This window comes from Bradyrhizobium sp. BRP22 (genome assembly GCF_020194175.1).
Taxonomy (GTDB): domain Bacteria; phylum Pseudomonadota; class Alphaproteobacteria; order Rhizobiales; family Xanthobacteraceae; genus Bradyrhizobium.
The window spans coordinates 83,409-100,309 of record NZ_JADYVX010000015.1 but is presented as its reverse complement, the minus strand read 5'-3'; the positions used below and the strand labels follow the sequence as shown (position 1 = coordinate 100,309).

17 protein-coding genes are annotated in these 16,901 nt (G+C 63.4%); 11 read left to right on the top strand and 6 right to left on the bottom strand.

Features of this window, described 5'->3' with window-relative positions:
- Positions 1-474: 474 nt before the first annotated feature.
- The gene (locus I6F35_RS19975; protein ID WP_225119379.1) at positions 475-981 is read right to left on the bottom strand and encodes a DUF3455 domain-containing protein; all 507 of its coding nucleotides are present in this window, start codon (positions 979-981) and stop codon (positions 475-477) included.
- A 144-nt stretch (positions 982-1,125) separates the two neighbouring features.
- Positions 1,126-2,337 carry an NADP-dependent isocitrate dehydrogenase gene (locus tag I6F35_RS19970; RefSeq protein ID WP_225119378.1) on the bottom strand — a complete coding sequence of 404 codons (1,212 nt, stop codon included), beginning with the start codon at positions 2,335-2,337 and terminating at the stop codon, positions 1,126-1,128.
- A 369-nt stretch (positions 2,338-2,706) separates the two neighbouring features.
- On the opposite strand from I6F35_RS19970, the gene I6F35_RS19965 reads away from it, so the two are divergent.
- Positions 2,707-3,900, top strand: a complete 1,194-nt coding sequence (locus I6F35_RS19965) for a TrmJ/YjtD family RNA methyltransferase (protein ID WP_225119377.1) — start codon at positions 2,707-2,709, stop codon at positions 3,898-3,900.
- Between the two features lie 16 nt (positions 3,901-3,916).
- Here I6F35_RS19965 and I6F35_RS19960 read toward each other — a convergent pair whose 3' ends face one another.
- Positions 3,917-5,839, bottom strand: coding sequence for a sigma 54-interacting transcriptional regulator (locus tag I6F35_RS19960; RefSeq protein WP_225119376.1), 1,923 nt, complete (start codon positions 5,837-5,839; stop codon positions 3,917-3,919).
- Positions 5,840-6,011: 172 nt separating this feature from the next.
- On the opposite strand from I6F35_RS19960, the gene I6F35_RS19955 reads away from it, so the two are divergent.
- The 4 genes from I6F35_RS19955 (at position 6,012) to cynS (ending at position 9,804) form a co-directional block, all read left to right on the top strand.
- A complete protein-coding gene (locus I6F35_RS19955) occupies positions 6,012-7,394 on the top strand; it encodes a CmpA/NrtA family ABC transporter substrate-binding protein (RefSeq protein WP_225119375.1) in 1,383 nt (460 codons plus the stop codon).
- Between the two features lie 145 nt (positions 7,395-7,539).
- Positions 7,540-8,379 (top strand): nitrate ABC transporter permease, encoded by an 840-nt coding sequence (gene ntrB / locus I6F35_RS19950; protein WP_225119374.1) that lies wholly within the window; start codon positions 7,540-7,542, stop codon positions 8,377-8,379.
- 4 nt (positions 8,380-8,383) lie between these two features.
- On the top strand, positions 8,384-9,295 hold the full coding sequence (locus I6F35_RS19945; protein ID WP_225119373.1) for an ABC transporter ATP-binding protein: 912 nt from the start codon (positions 8,384-8,386) through the stop codon (positions 9,293-9,295).
- 20 nt (positions 9,296-9,315) lie between these two features.
- Positions 9,316-9,804, top strand: a complete 489-nt coding sequence (gene cynS / locus I6F35_RS19940; protein ID WP_225119372.1) for a cyanase — start codon at positions 9,316-9,318, stop codon at positions 9,802-9,804.
- Between the two features lie 117 nt (positions 9,805-9,921).
- Here cynS and I6F35_RS19935 read toward each other — a convergent pair whose 3' ends face one another.
- On the bottom strand, positions 9,922-10,245 hold the full coding sequence (locus I6F35_RS19935; RefSeq protein WP_225119371.1) for a DUF1476 domain-containing protein: 324 nt from the start codon (positions 10,243-10,245) through the stop codon (positions 9,922-9,924).
- Positions 10,246-10,578: 333 nt separating this feature from the next.
- Between I6F35_RS19935 and purC the strand changes: the two genes are divergently transcribed.
- The 6 genes from purC (at position 10,579) to I6F35_RS19905 (ending at position 15,195) form a co-directional block, all read left to right on the top strand.
- Entirely contained in the window at positions 10,579-11,346 is a 768-nt protein-coding gene (gene purC, locus I6F35_RS19930; RefSeq protein ID WP_008974302.1) for a phosphoribosylaminoimidazolesuccinocarboxamide synthase, read from the top strand.
- 11 nt (positions 11,347-11,357) lie between these two features.
- Complete coding sequence (purS, locus tag I6F35_RS19925; RefSeq protein ID WP_225119370.1) at positions 11,358-11,600, top strand: phosphoribosylformylglycinamidine synthase subunit PurS; 243 nt, start codon at positions 11,358-11,360, stop codon at positions 11,598-11,600.
- 11 nt (positions 11,601-11,611) lie between these two features.
- On the top strand, positions 11,612-11,845 hold the full coding sequence (locus I6F35_RS19920) for a hypothetical protein (protein WP_225119369.1): 234 nt from the start codon (positions 11,612-11,614) through the stop codon (positions 11,843-11,845).
- Positions 11,842-12,543: a phosphoribosylformylglycinamidine synthase subunit PurQ gene (gene purQ / locus I6F35_RS19915; protein WP_225119368.1), complete on the top strand. Its 702-nt coding sequence runs from the start codon at positions 11,842-11,844 to the stop codon at positions 12,541-12,543. Before I6F35_RS19920 ends, purQ begins: the two co-directional genes overlap by 4 nt.
- Complete coding sequence (locus I6F35_RS19910) at positions 12,540-13,505, top strand: tripartite tricarboxylate transporter substrate binding protein BugD (protein WP_225119367.1); 966 nt, start codon at positions 12,540-12,542, stop codon at positions 13,503-13,505. Before purQ ends, I6F35_RS19910 begins: the two co-directional genes overlap by 4 nt.
- A gap of 85 nt (positions 13,506-13,590) precedes the next feature.
- On the top strand, positions 13,591-15,195 hold the full coding sequence (locus I6F35_RS19905) for an ABC transporter substrate-binding protein (RefSeq protein ID WP_225119366.1): 1,605 nt from the start codon (positions 13,591-13,593) through the stop codon (positions 15,193-15,195).
- 13 nt (positions 15,196-15,208) lie between these two features.
- On the opposite strand, the gene I6F35_RS19900 is transcribed toward I6F35_RS19905, so the two are convergent.
- Entirely contained in the window at positions 15,209-16,204 is a 996-nt protein-coding gene (locus tag I6F35_RS19900; protein WP_225119365.1) for an EamA family transporter, read from the bottom strand.
- Between the two features lie 72 nt (positions 16,205-16,276).
- Positions 16,277-16,756 carry a PaaI family thioesterase gene (locus I6F35_RS19895; RefSeq protein WP_225119364.1) on the bottom strand — a complete coding sequence of 160 codons (480 nt, stop codon included), beginning with the start codon at positions 16,754-16,756 and terminating at the stop codon, positions 16,277-16,279.
- Positions 16,757-16,901 lie beyond the last annotated feature (145 nt).

Below are 16,901 nucleotides of genomic sequence, written 5' to 3'. Positions count from 1 at the left end.
ATGCGGTGGACGCGGGTGTTGCGACTGACGAGCGTGACTATCCGTGGACGGCGAAGTCGTGTGGTTCTGGCGCCCCGACGCTGGCGCCAAGTTCGCGGAGATGATCTGTGGGCGACGGTGGCAAGAAAGCCCGGTCACCGGGAAGAGCGCGAAGTAAGCCGTAAAACCATCGCGCAGGGAAAGCCGGTGTTGCTCCGGTTGACCTGTGGTCCTACCCCCGTGCTTTTTGTTGCACGGGGCCCACGGGTGCAACCGGCACCCGGCTTTCCCTGCGCCCTCACTTGGATGAGGGTGAAACGAGATGCAAACCTCGGGCGAACAATGCCGCGAGAACGCGAACTCATATCCTCTCCACCGTCATGCCCGCGCAGGCGGGCATCCAGTATCCGGCGGGAAACCCACCGTCCCGCGGCTTGCTCCGAAGCTGATGGGTTTCGCTTGCGCTCTATCCATCCTACGGCACTGCGTTTGGCGTCAGTCCTTGCGGAGAAACACGTAGTCCGCGGAATAGGGCGCGCTATGGGTCGCGCCGGCCTTGTCGCACGCTCCTGCGAGGATGCCGCCCGCCGTGTTGATCCGCTGCACGGTCGTGACACTGGACAGCGTGCCGCTGCCGCGCCGGGAGATCACATCGAGCTTGAGCCAGGGGATATCCTTCGGCGTCGCGCCCGGCACGTTGCCGGACGTCCTGCCCAGCACGGCGCTGCCGTCGACATGTTCCCAGTTCGGTCCGGCATAGTGGCGGCCGACGGTCTTGCCGTCAGCCATCAGCGTTGCAATCGGTTCGCGAAAGGCCCAGGCAAGATTGCCATCGATGCCGGCCTTGCACTCATAGACCTGCGCGCCTTCGGCGTGAACGCTGAGCACGATCGCCTCTCCCGGCGCGGAGATGGCATCGGGAAGGCGGGTTTCGGCGGCGGAATTGGCGGTTGCCGAACCCGTAAGCAGGAGGGCAATCGCGGCAGTCTTAAGCGACGGCATGAGATGCCCTTGTTGGAGCGGCGCGTTCTCAGTTCCGTCCTTGCGAGGAGCGAAGCGACGAAGCAATCCATGGTGCCGCAAGGGGGTAGATGGATTGCTTCGCGCGCAATGACGGTGATGGAGCCTTGCGCGTGCGAAGGCGGCTTATGCCGCCGCCTTGGCGAGGTTCTCGGCGACCTTGTCGAGGAAGCCGGTGGTGGAGAGCCAGCGCTGGTCGGCGCCGACCAGGAGCGCGAGGTCCTTGGTCATGTAGCCGTCCTCGACGGTCTGCACGCAGACCTTCTCCAGCCTGTCGGCAAACTTCGCAAGCTCAGGGTTGTTGTCGAGCTTGGCGCGGTGGGCGAGGCCGCGCGTCCAGGCGAAGATCGAGGCGATCGAGTTGGTCGAGGTCTCCTTGCCCTTCTGGTGCTCGCGGTAGTGCCGGGTCACCGTGCCGTGCGCGGCCTCGGCTTCCACGGTCTTGCCGTCGGGGGTGAGCAGCACCGAGGTCATCAGGCCGAGCGAGCCATAGCCCTGCGCCACGGTGTCGGACTGGACGTCGCCGTCATAGTTCTTGCAGGCCCAGACGTAGCCGCCGGACCATTTCAGGGCCGAGGCCACCATGTCGTCGATCAGGCGGTGCTCGTAAGTCAGCCGCTTGGCCTCGAACTCCTTCTTGAACTCGCGGTCGTAGACGTCCTGGAAGATGTCCTTGAAGCGGCCGTCATAGACCTTGAGGATGGTGTTCTTGGTCGAGAGGTAGACCGGGTAGCCGCGCATCAGGCCGTAGTTGAAGGAGGCGCGGGCGAAGTCGATGATGGAGTCGTCGAGGTTGTACATCTGCATCGCGACGCCGGCGCCGGGCGTCTTGAACACTTCCCTCTCGATCACGGTGCCGTCCTCGCCGACGAATTTCATCGAGAGGGTGCCCTTGCCCGGGAACTTGATGTCGGTGGCGCGGTACTGATCGCCATAGGCGTGGCGGCCGATGATGATCGGCTTGGTCCAGCCCGGAACCAGCCGCGGCACGTTCTTGCAGATGATCGGCTCGCGGAAGATCACACCACCAAGGATGTTGCGGATGGTGCCGTTCGGCGACTTCCACATTTCCTTGAGGTTGAATTCCTTCACCCGGGCTTCATCCGGCGTGATGGTGGCACACTTGACGCCCACCCCGACCTTCTTGATCGCTTCCGCCGCGTCGATCGTGACCTGATCGTTGGTCTTGTCGCGATACTCGATGCCCAGGTCGTAATACAAAAGCTGAACATCAAGGAACGGGTGGATCAGCTTGTCCTTGATGTACTTCCAGATGATCCGGGTCATCTCGTCGCCATCGAGTTCGACGACGGGGTTGGTCACCTTGATTTTTGCCATGGGAATAGGGCCTCTTGGGGGAACAGCGCGCTTTCGGGCGCGACGAGCGGAATATCCCGGGGCTATAGCACCGCCAAAGCGCCGGAGGAAGCCAAGGGGTTATGCAGTTTCGGCTCATCCTTTAGCCGAGAATGCCGCCGTTATGCTCATGCTTCGAGGCGGCCTCGCGGGAAGCCCGGAGCCTTCCCGACGATTCGGGTCCAAGGTTTCGGAGGAGGATTCAAGAATCCCCGTAAGGTCATTATTCCGCTTGAGAAATTTGCGCCGGCGGGGCAATCCGGGCGCAACAGGAGACTTGGTCCTCTGATTCAACGCCTTCAGGACCTGAATCAGATTCTTCAGAAATTGAATCAGGAAGCGAAGTTCAGGATGTCCGGCACCGACAAGACCAAGACCGGGCACGACCTCAGGGGTCCCGTGGTGATCCTGGTCGAGCCGCAGCTTGGCGAGAACATCGGGATGGCGGCGCGCGCGATGGGCAATTTTGCGCTGTCGCGGCTTCGGCTGGTCAATCCCCGCGACGGCTGGCCGAATGTTGCTGCCCAGCGCGCGGCAGCCGGCGCCGATCATATCCTCGAGGGAGTCGAATTGTTCGACACGGTCGCAGAGGCCGTCGCCGACCTGGACCTTCTCTATGCCACCACCGCCCGCGCGCATGACCAGGCCAAGCCGGTGGTCGGGCCGGATGGCGCGGCCCGCGAAATCGTCGCGCATGTGGCCGGCGGAGGCGGGGCCGGGATCCTGTTCGGCCGCGAGCGCTGGGGACTGACCAACGAGGAGGTCGCGCTTGCCAACCGCATCGTCACCTTCCCGGTCAATCCGGGCTTTGCGTCGCTGAACCTGGCCCAGGCAGTGCTCCTGATGGGCTATGAGTGGTTCAAGCTCTCGACTGCGGGCGCGCTGCCATTCGCGATGCCCGAGCGGTCCGAGCGCGCCTCCCAGCACCAGGTCCAGGCCTTCTTCGACAATCTGGTCGCCGAGCTCGACAAGGTCGAGTTCCTGCGGCCGCGCGAGAAGCGCGACACCATGCTGGTCAACCTGCGCAACATCTTCACCCGGATGGAGCCGACCAAGCAGGATATGCATACGCTGCACGGCGTGGTGATGGCGATCGCCGAGGGACGCAAGGGGCCGGCCAAAGGCGGGGTGCTCGACGGCGAGCAGGCCACCCGGCTGCGGGCGCTGCTGGCCGAGCAGGGGCAGGGCGGCGCATCCGTCGATGCCAGCAGCACCGTGCGCGGGCTGGCGCGATTGCTCCGCCGCAACCCGACCGACGCCGAGCGCATCCTGTGGCAGGCGCTGACCAAGGATCGCCGCTTCGCCGGCCTGTTCAAGCGCCAGACTCCGGTCGGGCGCCATATCCCCGATTTCGTCTCCTTCATCCAGCGGATCGCGCTCGAGTTGGAAAACCCCGACGAGAGCGAAACGATCGCGGCTGACCGTGCCAAGCGCCGGGAATGGCTGGAGGAGCGGGGCTATCGCGTGCTCAACCTGCGCGCGGCGGATGTGGAGCGCGATCTGGCGGGCGAATTGGACCGGTTGCACGGCGCGATGACGGCGTAGGTCGAGCCGGGAAATGCTATCGAGTTGCACGGGGACGCGGCGCAATGCCCAGCGCCTTGATGCGCGAGGCCAGCGTGGTCGGCTTCATGTCGAGCATGTCGGCCGCGCCGCCCGGGCCGAACACCTTGCCGGCGCAAGCCTCGAGCGCCGCGATGATGTTGGCGCGCTCGTGCTCGCGCAGTTCCGCCGCCGTCATCACCGCGGGACGCGCGTCGGCCTTCACACGGGCCGAGCCCGCCGAGACCTGGCTGCCGGAGGCGTCGGGCAGGTCGATGCGCAGCCGGCCATTCTGGGCAAGGATTGCCGCGCGCTCGATCACGTTCTGCAGTTCGCGGACATTGCCCGGCCAATCGTAGCGCGCAAGGCGCCTGGCGTCGCCTTCCGACAGGCGCAGATCGGATTTCAGCGCCTTGCTTTCGCTCATCAGGAAATGCTGCGCGAGCAGCGGGATGTCCTCGCGCCGTTCGCGCAAGGGCACCGACTCGATCGGAAACACGTTGAGACGGAAATAGAGATCCTCGCGGAAGCGGCCGCGCTGCACCTCCTGCTTGAGATCGCGGTTGGTGGCAGCGATCAGCCGCACATCGACGGTGCGGGTGCGCTCCTCGCCGACCCGCTCGAAATTGCCCTCCTGCAGCACGCGCAACAGCTTACCCTGCAGCTCCAGCGGGATCTCGCCGACCTCGTCGAGAAACAGCGTGCCGCCGTCGGCCAGTTCGAACCGGCCGATGCGGTCACGCGTGGCGCCGGTGAAGGCGCCGCGGACGTGACCGAAGAACTCGCTCTCGAACAGTTCGCGCGGGATCGCGGCGCAATTGACGCGGATCAGCGGCCGGTCGGAGCGGCTGCTCGCCTCATGGATGGCGCGCGCGATCAGCTCCTTGCCGGTGCCGGACTCGCCCGTGATCATCACCGCCGCCGAAGTCGGCGCCACCAGCTTGACCTGGCGCAGCGTCTTCTGGATCGCCGCGCTCTGGCCGATGATGCCGCGCGGATTGGTCTCGATCCGGATTTCCTCCTGCAGATAGGCGTTCTCCAATTCCAGCCGCTCGCGCAACCGATCGACCTCGGCAAGTGCCGCGTGCAGCTTCTCGTCCGCCTCGCGCCGCTGGCTGACGTCACGAAACACCACGACGGCGCCGACCACCACGCTGCGGTCGCGGATCGGCGTCGAGGTGTATTCGACCCAGACCGGCGAGCCGTCCTTGCGCCAGAACACTTCGCCGTCGACCTGGTGCACGGCGCCGTCGCGGAACGCCGCATAGATCGGGCAGTCATGATCGGGATAGTGCCGCCCGTCATGATGGGTGTGATGGACGATCGGGTGGATCTCCTTCCCCACCAGCTCCTCGGCGGTCCAGCCCAGCATCCGCTCGGCGGCCGGGTTGACGAAGGTGGTCTTTCCTTCCGCGTTGACACCATAGATGCCTTCGCCGGCGGCGCGCAGGATCAATTGGTTCTCGCGCTCGATGTCCTGGAATACCCGCTCCACCCGCTGCCAGGTGGCAATGCCGCCGCGCATGTGGTCCTCGGCCGCGGCATCGACATAGCGCCGGCGGCGGGCGTCGAGATCGCTCATCGTCAGCAGCATCAGCGTGCGCCCGTCCTGCGGCACCACGCTGCCGGCATATTCGAGCCGGAGATTCTGTCCGGTCGCATGCCGCGGGGTCAGCGCGTCGGTCCAGTATGCGCCCTTGTCGAGCACCGCCTGGGTGAAGACGATCAGGGCCGGCAATTGGCCTGCATGCAGCGCGCTCACCTTGGTCTGGCGCAGCAGCGCGCGGTCGTAGCCGAGCAAGGCGCAGGCGGCGGGATTGGCGTCGAGGATCAGGTCGGCATGGGGATCGAGCAGCAGCGCCGGCTCGATCGAGCACTCGAAGGCAGCGGCGCGCAGGTTCGTGTCGTACGCGCTTGCGGTCGCGCTGAGAGCCAGGTCCATCGTGCAGGCCGCCCCGAAAAATCGTAGTCTGAATACGATTTTTCGTGTATCACGAGTTTTTGTAGTCGCCAAGGCGCGAACAAAAGCCTGCGACATCAATGCCATCGGCTCAAATAAGGGGCTGGCATGGACCTTGCGTAAATGAGCGGCAACGCCGCGCGCAGGAGGTCCGATGTCCATCTTCGACAACCCATTCGATCCCGACCGCAATCTTGGCAGCCGCTGCAGTTGCGGCCGTCATGTCAGCGAAGCCGAGCACCGGAATGCCGAGCCGGCGCTGCGCTGCGAGCCCGCAGAGACCGAGGACAAGCGTTACGAGGGCGTCGTCGCCTCAGCGGTGATGCGCGCGGTGTTTCCGCAGGATGCGACCCGGCGCGCCTTTCTGAAATCGGTCGGCGCCTCCACGGCGCTCGCGGCGCTGTCGCAATTCTTCCCGATCAAGACGGCGACCGAGGTATTCGCGCAAGGCGCCGCGCCCGAGAAGAAGGACCTCAAGGTCGGCTTCATCCCGATCACCTGCGCGACGCCGATCATCATGGCCGCGCCGATGGGCTTCTACGCCAAGCACGGATTGAACGTCGAGGTGATCAAGACCGCGGGCTGGGCCGTGATCCGCGACAAGACCATCAACAAGGAATACGACGCGGCGCACATGCTCTCGCCGATGCCGCTCGCCATCACCATGGGCGTCGGCTCGAACCCGCTGCCCTACACGATGCCTGCGGTCGAGAACATCAACGGCCAGGCCATCACGCTTGCGATCAAGCACAAGGACAAGCGGGACCCCAAGGATTGGAAGGGATTCAAGTTCGCCGTACCCTTCGACTATTCGATGCACAATTATCTGCTGCGCTACTATCTCGCGGAGCATGGCCTCGACCCCGACGTCGATGTGCAGATCCGCGCCGTGCCGCCGCCGGAGATGGTCGCCAATCTGCGCGCCGACAATATCGATGGTTTCCTCGGGCCCGATCCGATGAACCAGCGCGCCGTCTATGACGGTGTCGGTTTCATCCACATCCTCACCAAAGACATCTGGGAAGGCCATCCCTGCTGCGCCTTCGCCGCATCGAAGGAGTTCGTCACCTCGATGCCGAATACCTACGGCGCGCTGTTGAAATCGATCATCGAGGCCACCGCGTTCGCCCACAAGGCCGAGAACCGCAAGCAGATCGCGGAAGCGATCGCGCCGGCGAACTACCTGAACCAGCCGCAGATCGTGCTCGAGCAGATTCTGACGGGCACCTTCGCCGACGGCCTCGGCAATGTCGTCACGCAGCCCAATCGCGTCGATTTCGATCCGTTCCCCTGGCAGTCCTTTGCGGTCTGGATCATGACCCAGATGAAGCGCTGGGGCCAGATCAAGGGCGATGTCGAATACAAGGCGGTCGCCGAGCAGGTCTATCTCGCCACCGACACCGGCAAGCTGATGGCCGAGATGGGGCTCACGGCGCCGACAACGACGTACAAGTCGTTCGCGGTGATGGGCAAGACGTTCGATCCCGCCAAGCCCGACGATTACCTCGCGAGCTTCAAGATCAGGAAGGCCTCGTGATGAGAGTTTGCGCCCCTGTACCTCGCCCTGCTTGCGGGGAGAGGTCGACGCGCGGAGCGCGTCGGGTGAGGGGGACTCTCCACGAGCACAGTTTTTGGAGAGAGCCCCTCATCCCGACCTTCTCCCCGCAAGCGGGGAGAAGGAGATGACTTTCTCACTTCGCCTGCGCGCGGCGATCGTCTCGGTCGTGCTGTTCGCGGCCTTCATCGGTGTCTGGCATCTTGCGACCCGCAGCAGCGGTCCGGCCACCAACATGAGCCCGGAATATGCGAAGCTGATGGGGCTCACCGCCACGCAAGGCAAATCCGCGATGCCGGGGCCGCTCGATGTTGGCGCCAAGTTATGGGAGCATCTGAAGCGGCCGTTCTACGACAACGGGCCGAACGACAAGGGGCTTGGCATCCAGCTCGCTTATTCGATCGGCCGCGTCGGGCTCGGCTATCTCATCGCAGTCATCGTCGCGATCCCGCTCGGCTTCCTGATCGGCATGTCGCCATTGATCAGCAGGGCGCTCGATCCGTTCATCCAGGTGCTGAAGCCGATCTCGCCGCTGGCCTGGATGCCGCTCGCGCTCTACACCATCAAGGACTCATCGATTTCCGCGATCTTCGTGATCTTCATCTGCTCGGTGTGGCCGATGCTGCTCAACACGGCGTTCGGCGTCGCCAGCGTGCGCAAGGAATGGATCAACGTCGCGCGCACGCTCGAGGTCGGCACCGTCAGGCGCGCCTTCACGGTGATCCTGCCGGCCGCTGCGCCTACGATTCTGACGGGCATGCGGATCTCGATCGGTATCGCCTGGCTCGTGATCGTCGCCGCCGAGATGCTCGTCGGCGGCACCGGGATCGGCTACTTCGTCTGGAACGAGTGGAACAACCTTTCGATCACCAATGTCATCATCGCGATCCTCATGATCGGGATCGTCGGCATGCTGCTGGACCAGATCCTCGCGCGCTTCACGCGCATGGTCACCTTCCCGGAGTAGGGCGATGACCGACAAATTCATTTCCATCGAAGGTATCGCGCGGCGCTATCCGGGTGCGAGCGGCGGCACCACCACCGTGTTCGAGAACCTGTGGCTGTCGATGGCACGGGGCGAATTCGGCTGCGTGATCGGCCATTCCGGCTGCGGCAAGACCACAGTGCTCAACATCCTCGCCGGGCTCGACGAGCCGAGCGAGGGCGCCGTGATCGTCGACGGGCAGGCGATCGAAGGCACGAGCCTCGACCGTGCCGTGATCTTCCAGAGCCACGCGCTGCTTCCCTGGCGCACCGTGCTCGGCAACGTCGCTTATGCCGTCAGCTCGAAATGGCGCAAATGGGACCGCGCCCGGGTCAAGGCGCATGCGCAGAAGTTCATCGATCTCGTCGGCCTCACCGGCTCGGAGCACAAGCGTCCCTCCGAACTGTCCGGCGGCATGAAGCAGCGCGTCGGCATCGCGCGTGCGCTGTCGATCACGCCCAAGATCATGCTGATGGACGAGCCGTTCTCGGCGCTGGACGCGCTGACGCGCGGCACGCTGCAGGACGAGGTCCGGCGCATCTGTCTGGAGACCGGGCAGACCGCGTTCATGATCACCCACGATGTGGACGAGGCGATCTATCTCGCCGACAAGATCTTCCTGATGACGAATGGCCCCGGCGCGGTGCTGGCCGAGATCGTGGAAAATCCGCTGCCCAAGGATCGCGGCCGCATCGACCTGCACCGCCATCCCTATTACTACGCGCTCCGCAACCACATCATCGATTTCCTGGTCACCCGCAGCAAGAGCTTTACGGCTGACGTCACCAATCACGACCCGCGCAACGTGCCGACGGTGCGGCCGGGCTTGACCGAGCCAACCATCGTCTCGTCGCCACGGGCGATCGAGACCAGTCCCGTGCAGACTATCGCGCGCTAGCCTTGAGAGGAGACCCTGACATGAAACGTTCCGACGTCACCGAAAAGCTGCTCGACATCAAGCGCGAGAAGGGCTGGAGCTGGAAATATATCTGCGAGCAGATCGGCGGCTATTCCGAGGTGCTGATCGTCGGCGCGATCCTCGGCCAGATGAAACTGACCAAGCCGCAGGCCGCGAATGCCGGCGAACTGTTCGGCCTGTCCAAATCCGAAATCGCGATGCTGAACGAGACACCGATGCGCGGAGAGGGCGTGTCGATGCCGCCGACCGATCCCTTGATCTATCGCTTCTACGAGCTCGTGATGGTCAATGGCCCGGCCTGGAAGGCGCTGATCGAGGAGGAATTCGGCGACGGCATCATGTCGGCGATCGACTTCGACATGGTGATGGAGCGCCTGCCCAACCCCAAGGGCGACCGCGTCAAGATCACGATGTCCGGGAAATTCCTGCCGTACAAATACTACGGCGCCAGCGGCAACGTACCGGAGTACGGTTTCAAGGAGGGATAATCGTTTGTTGTCATTCCGGGGCGCGCATAGCGCGAACCCGGAATCCATCGGACCACTTGCACGGGCGGAGACATGGATTTCGGGCTCGTTCTTCGGACGCCCGGAATGACGGGATGGTTAACCGCCCGCCTTCACCTGAGCGACGGCCTGCACCAGCAGTTCGTCCATCTTGGCGCGGATTTGACCTTCCGTGATGGCCTCGCCCTTCGCGGTGAGGTCCTTCAGGACCTTCTGCAGCACGTCCTGGTCGCCGGCTTCCTCGAAGTCGGCGGCGACGACTTCCTTGGCGTAGGTGTTGGCGGCATCGCCTGTCAGGCCAAGCTTTTCCGCCGCCCAGATGCCCAGCAACTTGTTGCGGCGCGCCTCGGCCTTGAATTTCTGCTCCTCGTCGAGGGCGAATTTCTTCTCAAAACCTTCCTCGCGCTTATCGAATGTGGTCATGGGCGGTTCCAATTTCTGCTGACAGACGGATGGAGCTTGCGTTGCGGCAGCCCCGGCGGATGCCTAGATAGAGGGGGCGAATCGGCATGACAACAGGCCGTTAAGCCGCAGGCAGAATGGCAGATTTTGGGGACCTAATCCAAGGCGGATAAGTCCGCCAAAAGGGTCCGGGTCGATTGTGCTGGATGGGCCAATCGGATAGGTTGCCATACGGCTTGGTTCTTGTTCTGTTTGGGGTTCCAGGCTTTCCGCGGCAGCTCCGTCGTGGGTCGCAATCCCTTTCAACCGGAGCACACCAGATTCATGGATTTCAACAAAACACGGTACATCCCAATGAGCCGTCGACGCCGCATCTATGAGGGCAAGGCCAAGGTCCTTTACGAAGGTCCAGAGCCTGGAACCCTGATCCAGCATTTCAAGGACGACGCGACCGCGTTCAATGCCAAGAAACACCAGGTGATCGAGGGCAAGGGCGTCCTCAACAACCGGATTTCGGAGTACCTGTTTCAGCATCTCAACGACATCGGGGTGCCGACCCATTTCATCCGCCGCCTCAACATGCGCGAGCAGCTGATTCGCGAGGTCGAGATCGTGCCGCTGGAGGTGGTGGTGCGGAATGTCGCCGCCGGCTCGCTGTCGCAGCGGCTCGGCATCGAGGAAGGCACGCAACTGCCGCGCTCGATCATCGAATTCTACTACAAGAACGATCAGCTCAACGACCCCATGGTATCGGAAGAGCACATCACTGCCTTCGGCTGGGCGACGCCGCAGGAGATCGACGACATCATGGCGCTCGCCATCCGCGTCAACGACTTCCTGACCGGGCTTTTCCTGGGGATCGGCATCCGCCTGGTCGACTTCAAGATGGAATGCGGGCGGCTGTTCGAGAACGAGATGATGCGGATCATCGTCGCCGACGAGATCTCGCCGGATTCCTGCCGGCTGTGGGACATCAAGTCGAACGAGAAGCTCGACAAGGACCGTTTCCGCCGCGACCTCGGCGGGCTCCTGGAAGCCTATACCGAGGTGGCGAAGCGGCTCGGCATCCTCATGGAGAACGAGCGGCCGGCCGGCTCCGGCCCGGTGCTGGTGAAAAGCTAAGAGGGGCGGAAGTGAAGGCACGCGTCACCGTTACGTTGAAATCCGGCATCCTCGATCCGCAGGGCAAGGCGATCGAGGGCGCGCTGAAGTCGCTCGGCGTCGACGGCGTCGCCAGCGTCCGCCAGGGCAAGGTGTTCGACATCGAGCTTGCCGGCTCTGACCGCGCCAAGGCGGAAGCCGCGCTGAAGGAGGCGGCCGACAGGCTGCTTGCGAATACCGTGATCGAGAATTATGCGGTCGAGATGAAAGGCTGAGAAGGCGGGCGATGGCTGAGGTAAGCAACGAACTGCTCTTCGAGATTTTGAAGGTTCTCCAGCGGGACCTTAGTGAGACGAAGAGCAGTATCAATGAGGTCAAGACTGAATTGAATGCGATTCGGGGTCATATGATCTCGCTGCAACAGGACATTCATAACGTGTACGGAATTCTCGGCCGTTACGACGTACGGCTGGGACGTATTGAAAGTCGCCTCGAACTCCACGAAGCGCCGACGTTATGAAATCCGCCGTCCTCGTCTTTCCCGGCATCAATCGCGAGCGCGACATGGCGCGGGCGCTCAAGCTCATCTCGGGCAAGGAGCCGGCGATGGTCTGGCATGCCGAGACCTCGCTGCCTGAAGGTACCGACCTCGTCGTGGTGCCCGGCGGTTTCTCCTATGGCGACTATTTGCGTTGCGGCGCGATTGCGGCGCGGGCGCCGATCATGGATGCGGTGCGCGATTATGCCGGCAAGGGCGGCCTCGTGCTCGGCGTCTGCAACGGCTTTCAGATCCTCTGCGAGTCGGGCCTGTTGCCCGGCGTATTGATGCGCAATGCGGGACTGAAGTTCATCTGCCACGACGTGCATCTGCGCGTCGAGCGCTCCGATACGCCGTTCACCCGCGGCTACAATGCGGGCCAGGTGATTCGCGTGCCGGTCGCCCATGGCGAGGGCAATTACGAGGCGGATGAAGAGACGATCAAGCGGCTGGAAGGCGAGGGGCGGGTGCTCTATCGCTATTGCTCGCCGGAAGGCGCGGTCGATGAGCGCCACAACATCAACGGCGCCGCGCAGTCGATCGCAGGCATTGTCAACGACGGCGGCAACGTGCTCGGCATGATGCCGCATCCGGAAAATCACGTCGAAGACATCATGGGCTGCACCGACGGCCGCGGCTTGTTTGCCGGCCTGGTCCAGCATCTGGAAAAGGCTGCGTGAAGTCGCTCTGGAGGCTGGTCGCCGCGATCGCGGCGCTTCCGCTCGCGACGTTCGCTCAGGCGCAGGATTTCCCAAAACATCCCATCACGATGATCGTGCCGTTCGCGGCCGGCGGCACGTCGGATGTGATCGCGCGTGTTGTTGCCGAGCAGATGAGCGTGGCGCTGGGACAGCCGATCGTGATCGAGAATGTCGCCGGCGCCGGCGGCTCGACCGCGCTGGCCCGAGCCGCGCGTGCCGAGCCGGATGGCTACACGATCGCGATCGGCAACGCCGGCACCAGCGCCGCCACCTACACGATCTATCCGAAGCTTCCGTTCACGCCGGACTCCTTTGCGCCGGTCGCAATGGTCGCAAAGACCTTTGGCATCATCGCGTTACGCAAGGATTTTCCCGCCAAGGATCTGCAGGAGTTCATCGCCTACGCGAAGACGAATCCCGGCAAGATCAATCTCGGCCATGCCGGCGTCGGCTCCTCGAATTACCTGATCTGCAAGAGTTTTGTGAATGCTGCCGGGATCGACGTGACACTGGTCGGCTATCGCGGCGCCGCGCCGGCGCTGACGGATGCGATCGCGGGCCAGATCGACGGCGTCTGCGATGCGGCTGCCTCGGTATCGCAGGCAATCAACGAGAAGCTGGTCAAGGGGATCGTGGTCGGCTCGACCGTGCGGCTTGCGACGGTGCCCGATCTGCCGACTTCGGCGGAGGCGGGTCTGCCTGAATTCGAGGCGCAGGGCTGGAACGGCGTGTTCGCGCCGAAGGGTACGCCGCCTGCAATCATCGCGAAACTCAATGCCGCGGCCCGCACGGCGGTCGAGAGCGAGGCGGTGAAGAAGCGCTTTGCCGACCTCTCGACCGTTGCGCCTGACGCCAACGAGCACACGCCGGATGTGCTGCAACAGTTCGTCGCGCGCGACGTCGAGAAATATCGCAAGCTGCTCGCGGACGATGCGAAATAGCCGTTCGGCTCTGCTGGCCTGAAACTTGCCCGTAACCCCCCGATCCAGGCACGGATCTTTCCGATCGTCGGACGGGAGAGGTGTTATGCTCATTCGCAAGGCTTGCTGCACGTTCACGCTCACCGCTGCACTGCTTTTGTCGCATGCGGCAACGGCCGAAACTACGCTGCGCATCGGCATGACGGCATCCGATATCCCCACGGCTACCGGGCTGCCAAACAACGGCTTCGAAGGAATGCGCTTTCTCGGCTACCCAATCTTCGAGGGATTGGTGCTGTGGGATTTGACCAGGACCGACAAATTGGCCGGTTTGCGTCCAGGACTTGCGGAGAAATGGGAACAGGATCCCGAAGACAGCAAGATCTGGCTCTTCCATCTGCGCCGTGGCGTGAAATTCCACGATGGCACGGATTTCAATGCCGACGCCGTGATCTGGAATCTCGATCGCTACTTCAACAGCTCCAGCCCGCAATTCGAGCCCGCGAGTTCGGCGATGTCGCGAGCGCGCGTGCCCATTATGGGCAGCTACAAGAAGATCGATGACTTCACGGTCGCCATCACCACGACCAAGCCGGCGTCCTATTTCCCCTACATGGCGGTCTATCTGTTGTTCACGTCGCCGGCCTCATTCGAAAAGGCGGGCCGGGATTGGGCCAAGGTCGCGAGCCTGCCGGCCGCCGGCACTGGACCGTTCCGCATCACCAGGATCGTGCCGCGCCAGGAGGCGGATCTCGCACGCTGGAATGGATATTGGGACACGAGCAAGATGGCGAAGGTCGACAACGTCGTGCTCATGCCCATTCCTGAAGCCAACTCGCGGTTGGCCGCGCTTCGCTCCGGTCAGGTCGACTGGATCGAGGTCCCGCCGGCCGACGGCATCGCCTCGCTGAAATCAGCGGGCTTCACCATCACCACCGGCTCATATCCTCATGTCTGGCCGTGGTTCTACAATATCGGCGCGACCAACAGCCCCTTCAAGGACGTGAAGGTTCGCCAGGCGCTGAACTATTGCATCGACCGCGAAGGGCTCGTCGCACTGCTCAACGGGACCGCGGAGCCGTCGGTCGGCTGGCTCAAATCCAGCGACCCTGATTTTGGATCGCCGGTCAACCGCTACAAGTTCGACCCAGCTAAGGGCAAGGCGCTGCTCGCCGAGGCCGGATACACGGTAGCGAAGCCATTATCCTTCAAGGTGCTGATCTCGAATTCCGGCTCGGGCCAGATGCTGCCTTTGCCGATGAACGAATTCCTGCAGCAAAACCTGAAAGAGACGTGCGGTGTGAACGTGGCTTTCGACGTGATCGAATGGCAGGTTCTGTTGACCGCCGCGCGGGCGACGCCCGATAGCCCCACGTTGCAGGGTGCTACGGGGCTCAATATCTCTTCGCCATCCTCCGATGCCGGGGTCATGGCGCGCTATTTCTCATCCGAGAATTTCTCGCCGAACGGGTTCAATTTCGAGCAGTGGAAGGATGCTGAATTCGATGAAGCGCTCAAGACGATTTCCGAGGCCACCGATCCCAAGGTGATCTCGGCCGCCTATCGCAAGGCGCATGAACGCCTCGTCGACAACCCTCCCTGGCTCTATATCGTGCACGATCTCAACCCGCGTGCGATGAGCCCGAAGGTCAAGGGATTCGTCTCGCCGCAATCTTGGTTCGTCGATATGACCCTGGTGAGCCTGCAATAGAGGTCCGCGAGGCTCAGCCTCTTACTCGCGCCCGCAGCCAGCTCAGGGCCAGCTTGTAGCGGTCGCCGGGAACGGTCATCGCGGCCACGCCGGCCATCACCAGCACGAGCCCGAGCACCAGATTCGGTGGCACGGCTTCGCCGAGCAGCACGACCGACAGCCCGACGCCGATCGGGATGCGCAGGTAGCCTTGCGCATTGGTGGTCAGCGTGCCGAGCCTGGCGAGGCACATGTAGAACAGCATCAGGCCGATGGCGCTGGAGAAGATGCCCATGGTGGCGACGGCGGCGAGCGCCTGCGGCGTCGGATGCAAGGTCCAGGGATGGTCGATGACGATGGCCGCCGGCAGCAGCACGAGGCCGCCGAACAAAAGCGAGCCGGCCGCGACCACCATCGGGTCGTAATCGGACAGGCGCAGGCCGAAGATCGTGGCGCAGGCGAAGGAGATGGTGGCGAGCAGGATTGCGATCTCGGCGAAGAGCTCGCTGCCGAGGCCTCCGAGCGCATCGAGGCCGATGATGACGGCCGTGCCGATGAGGCCGAGGATCGCGCCGGCGAGTTTCAACAATGTCGCCGGCTCGTGACGCGTGATGGCCCAGGTGATCAGGAAGGCAAAGATCGGCGTGGTCGAGGCCAGCACCACGGTGGGAGCCGCCGCCACATATTGCTGCGCCCAAGTGATCACCAGGAACGGGACCGTCGAGTTGATGGTCTGCTGGAACGCGAACAGCTTCCAGGCCTTGGCGTCGGTCGGAATGCGAAGGCCGCGGATGCGCAGGATCGCCAGCAGGAACAGCGCCGCGATCAGCGAGCGTGCCGAGATGAAGGTGAGCGGCGGGATCGAGCCGAGGCCGATCTTGGTCAAGGGATAAGTTGAGCTCCAGCAGCAGGCAAGCGCGAGCAGCAGCGCGTAATCCTGCCAGCGATGGCGCGGCCGCTTCGGGGCTGATAGCGCAAGCGTTTCCACGGCAGCGGCGAGGCTACCCGTCCTTGATGTGCTCTTCGGCACTTGTTGCTCCCGGCGCATTGGCGCGCTGAGCGCCACTCTTAGCGTGGGAGCGCAAAAAGGAAAGGCGGGGAGCTATGCGCCGGCCTCAAGCGACGCCTTCCGCTTTACCCGCTTGATTGTCCCGGAGAAGGTGAACAACGGGCGCTCGGCTGATTTCAACAGGCCGCGCAGGAAGATCAGCGAGCCGCCGGCGCGGGTCACTTCGCCGGTGCATTCGACCAATTCGCCCTCGCGTGCCGCGTCGAGGAATTCGCAGGAGAAGGCCACCGTCACGCCCGGGCCTTCCAGCTCGGCCGAGGCGATCGCGAACAGGCAGTAATCCGCAAAAGCCATGAAGCAGCCGCCATGGACATTGCGCATGCCGTTGAGGTGCTTTTTCTCCACCCGGAAGGCGCAATGCACGCGACCGTTCTCATCCATCCGATGCCAGAATGGGCCGATATGGCTCTCGAAACTGTCCCGGATCCAGGTGCGCCAGCCCTTGAATTCGCCCTCGGTTGCGACATGCAGGTCGGGGCGGTGGAGGAATGCAGTCTTGGAGAGGTCGTTCACGCTGGCGGGCTTTCAAAATTGAGTTTCGGTCCTTAAATCCGATCCTGTGCTGCAGTGCAAATCCCGCGCCTGCGGCCCGCCGCCGCAAAGCTCTGGACAGCCCCGAAAAGCGCCATAAAAGGCCTTTGCCGCCGTGGCCGATCTA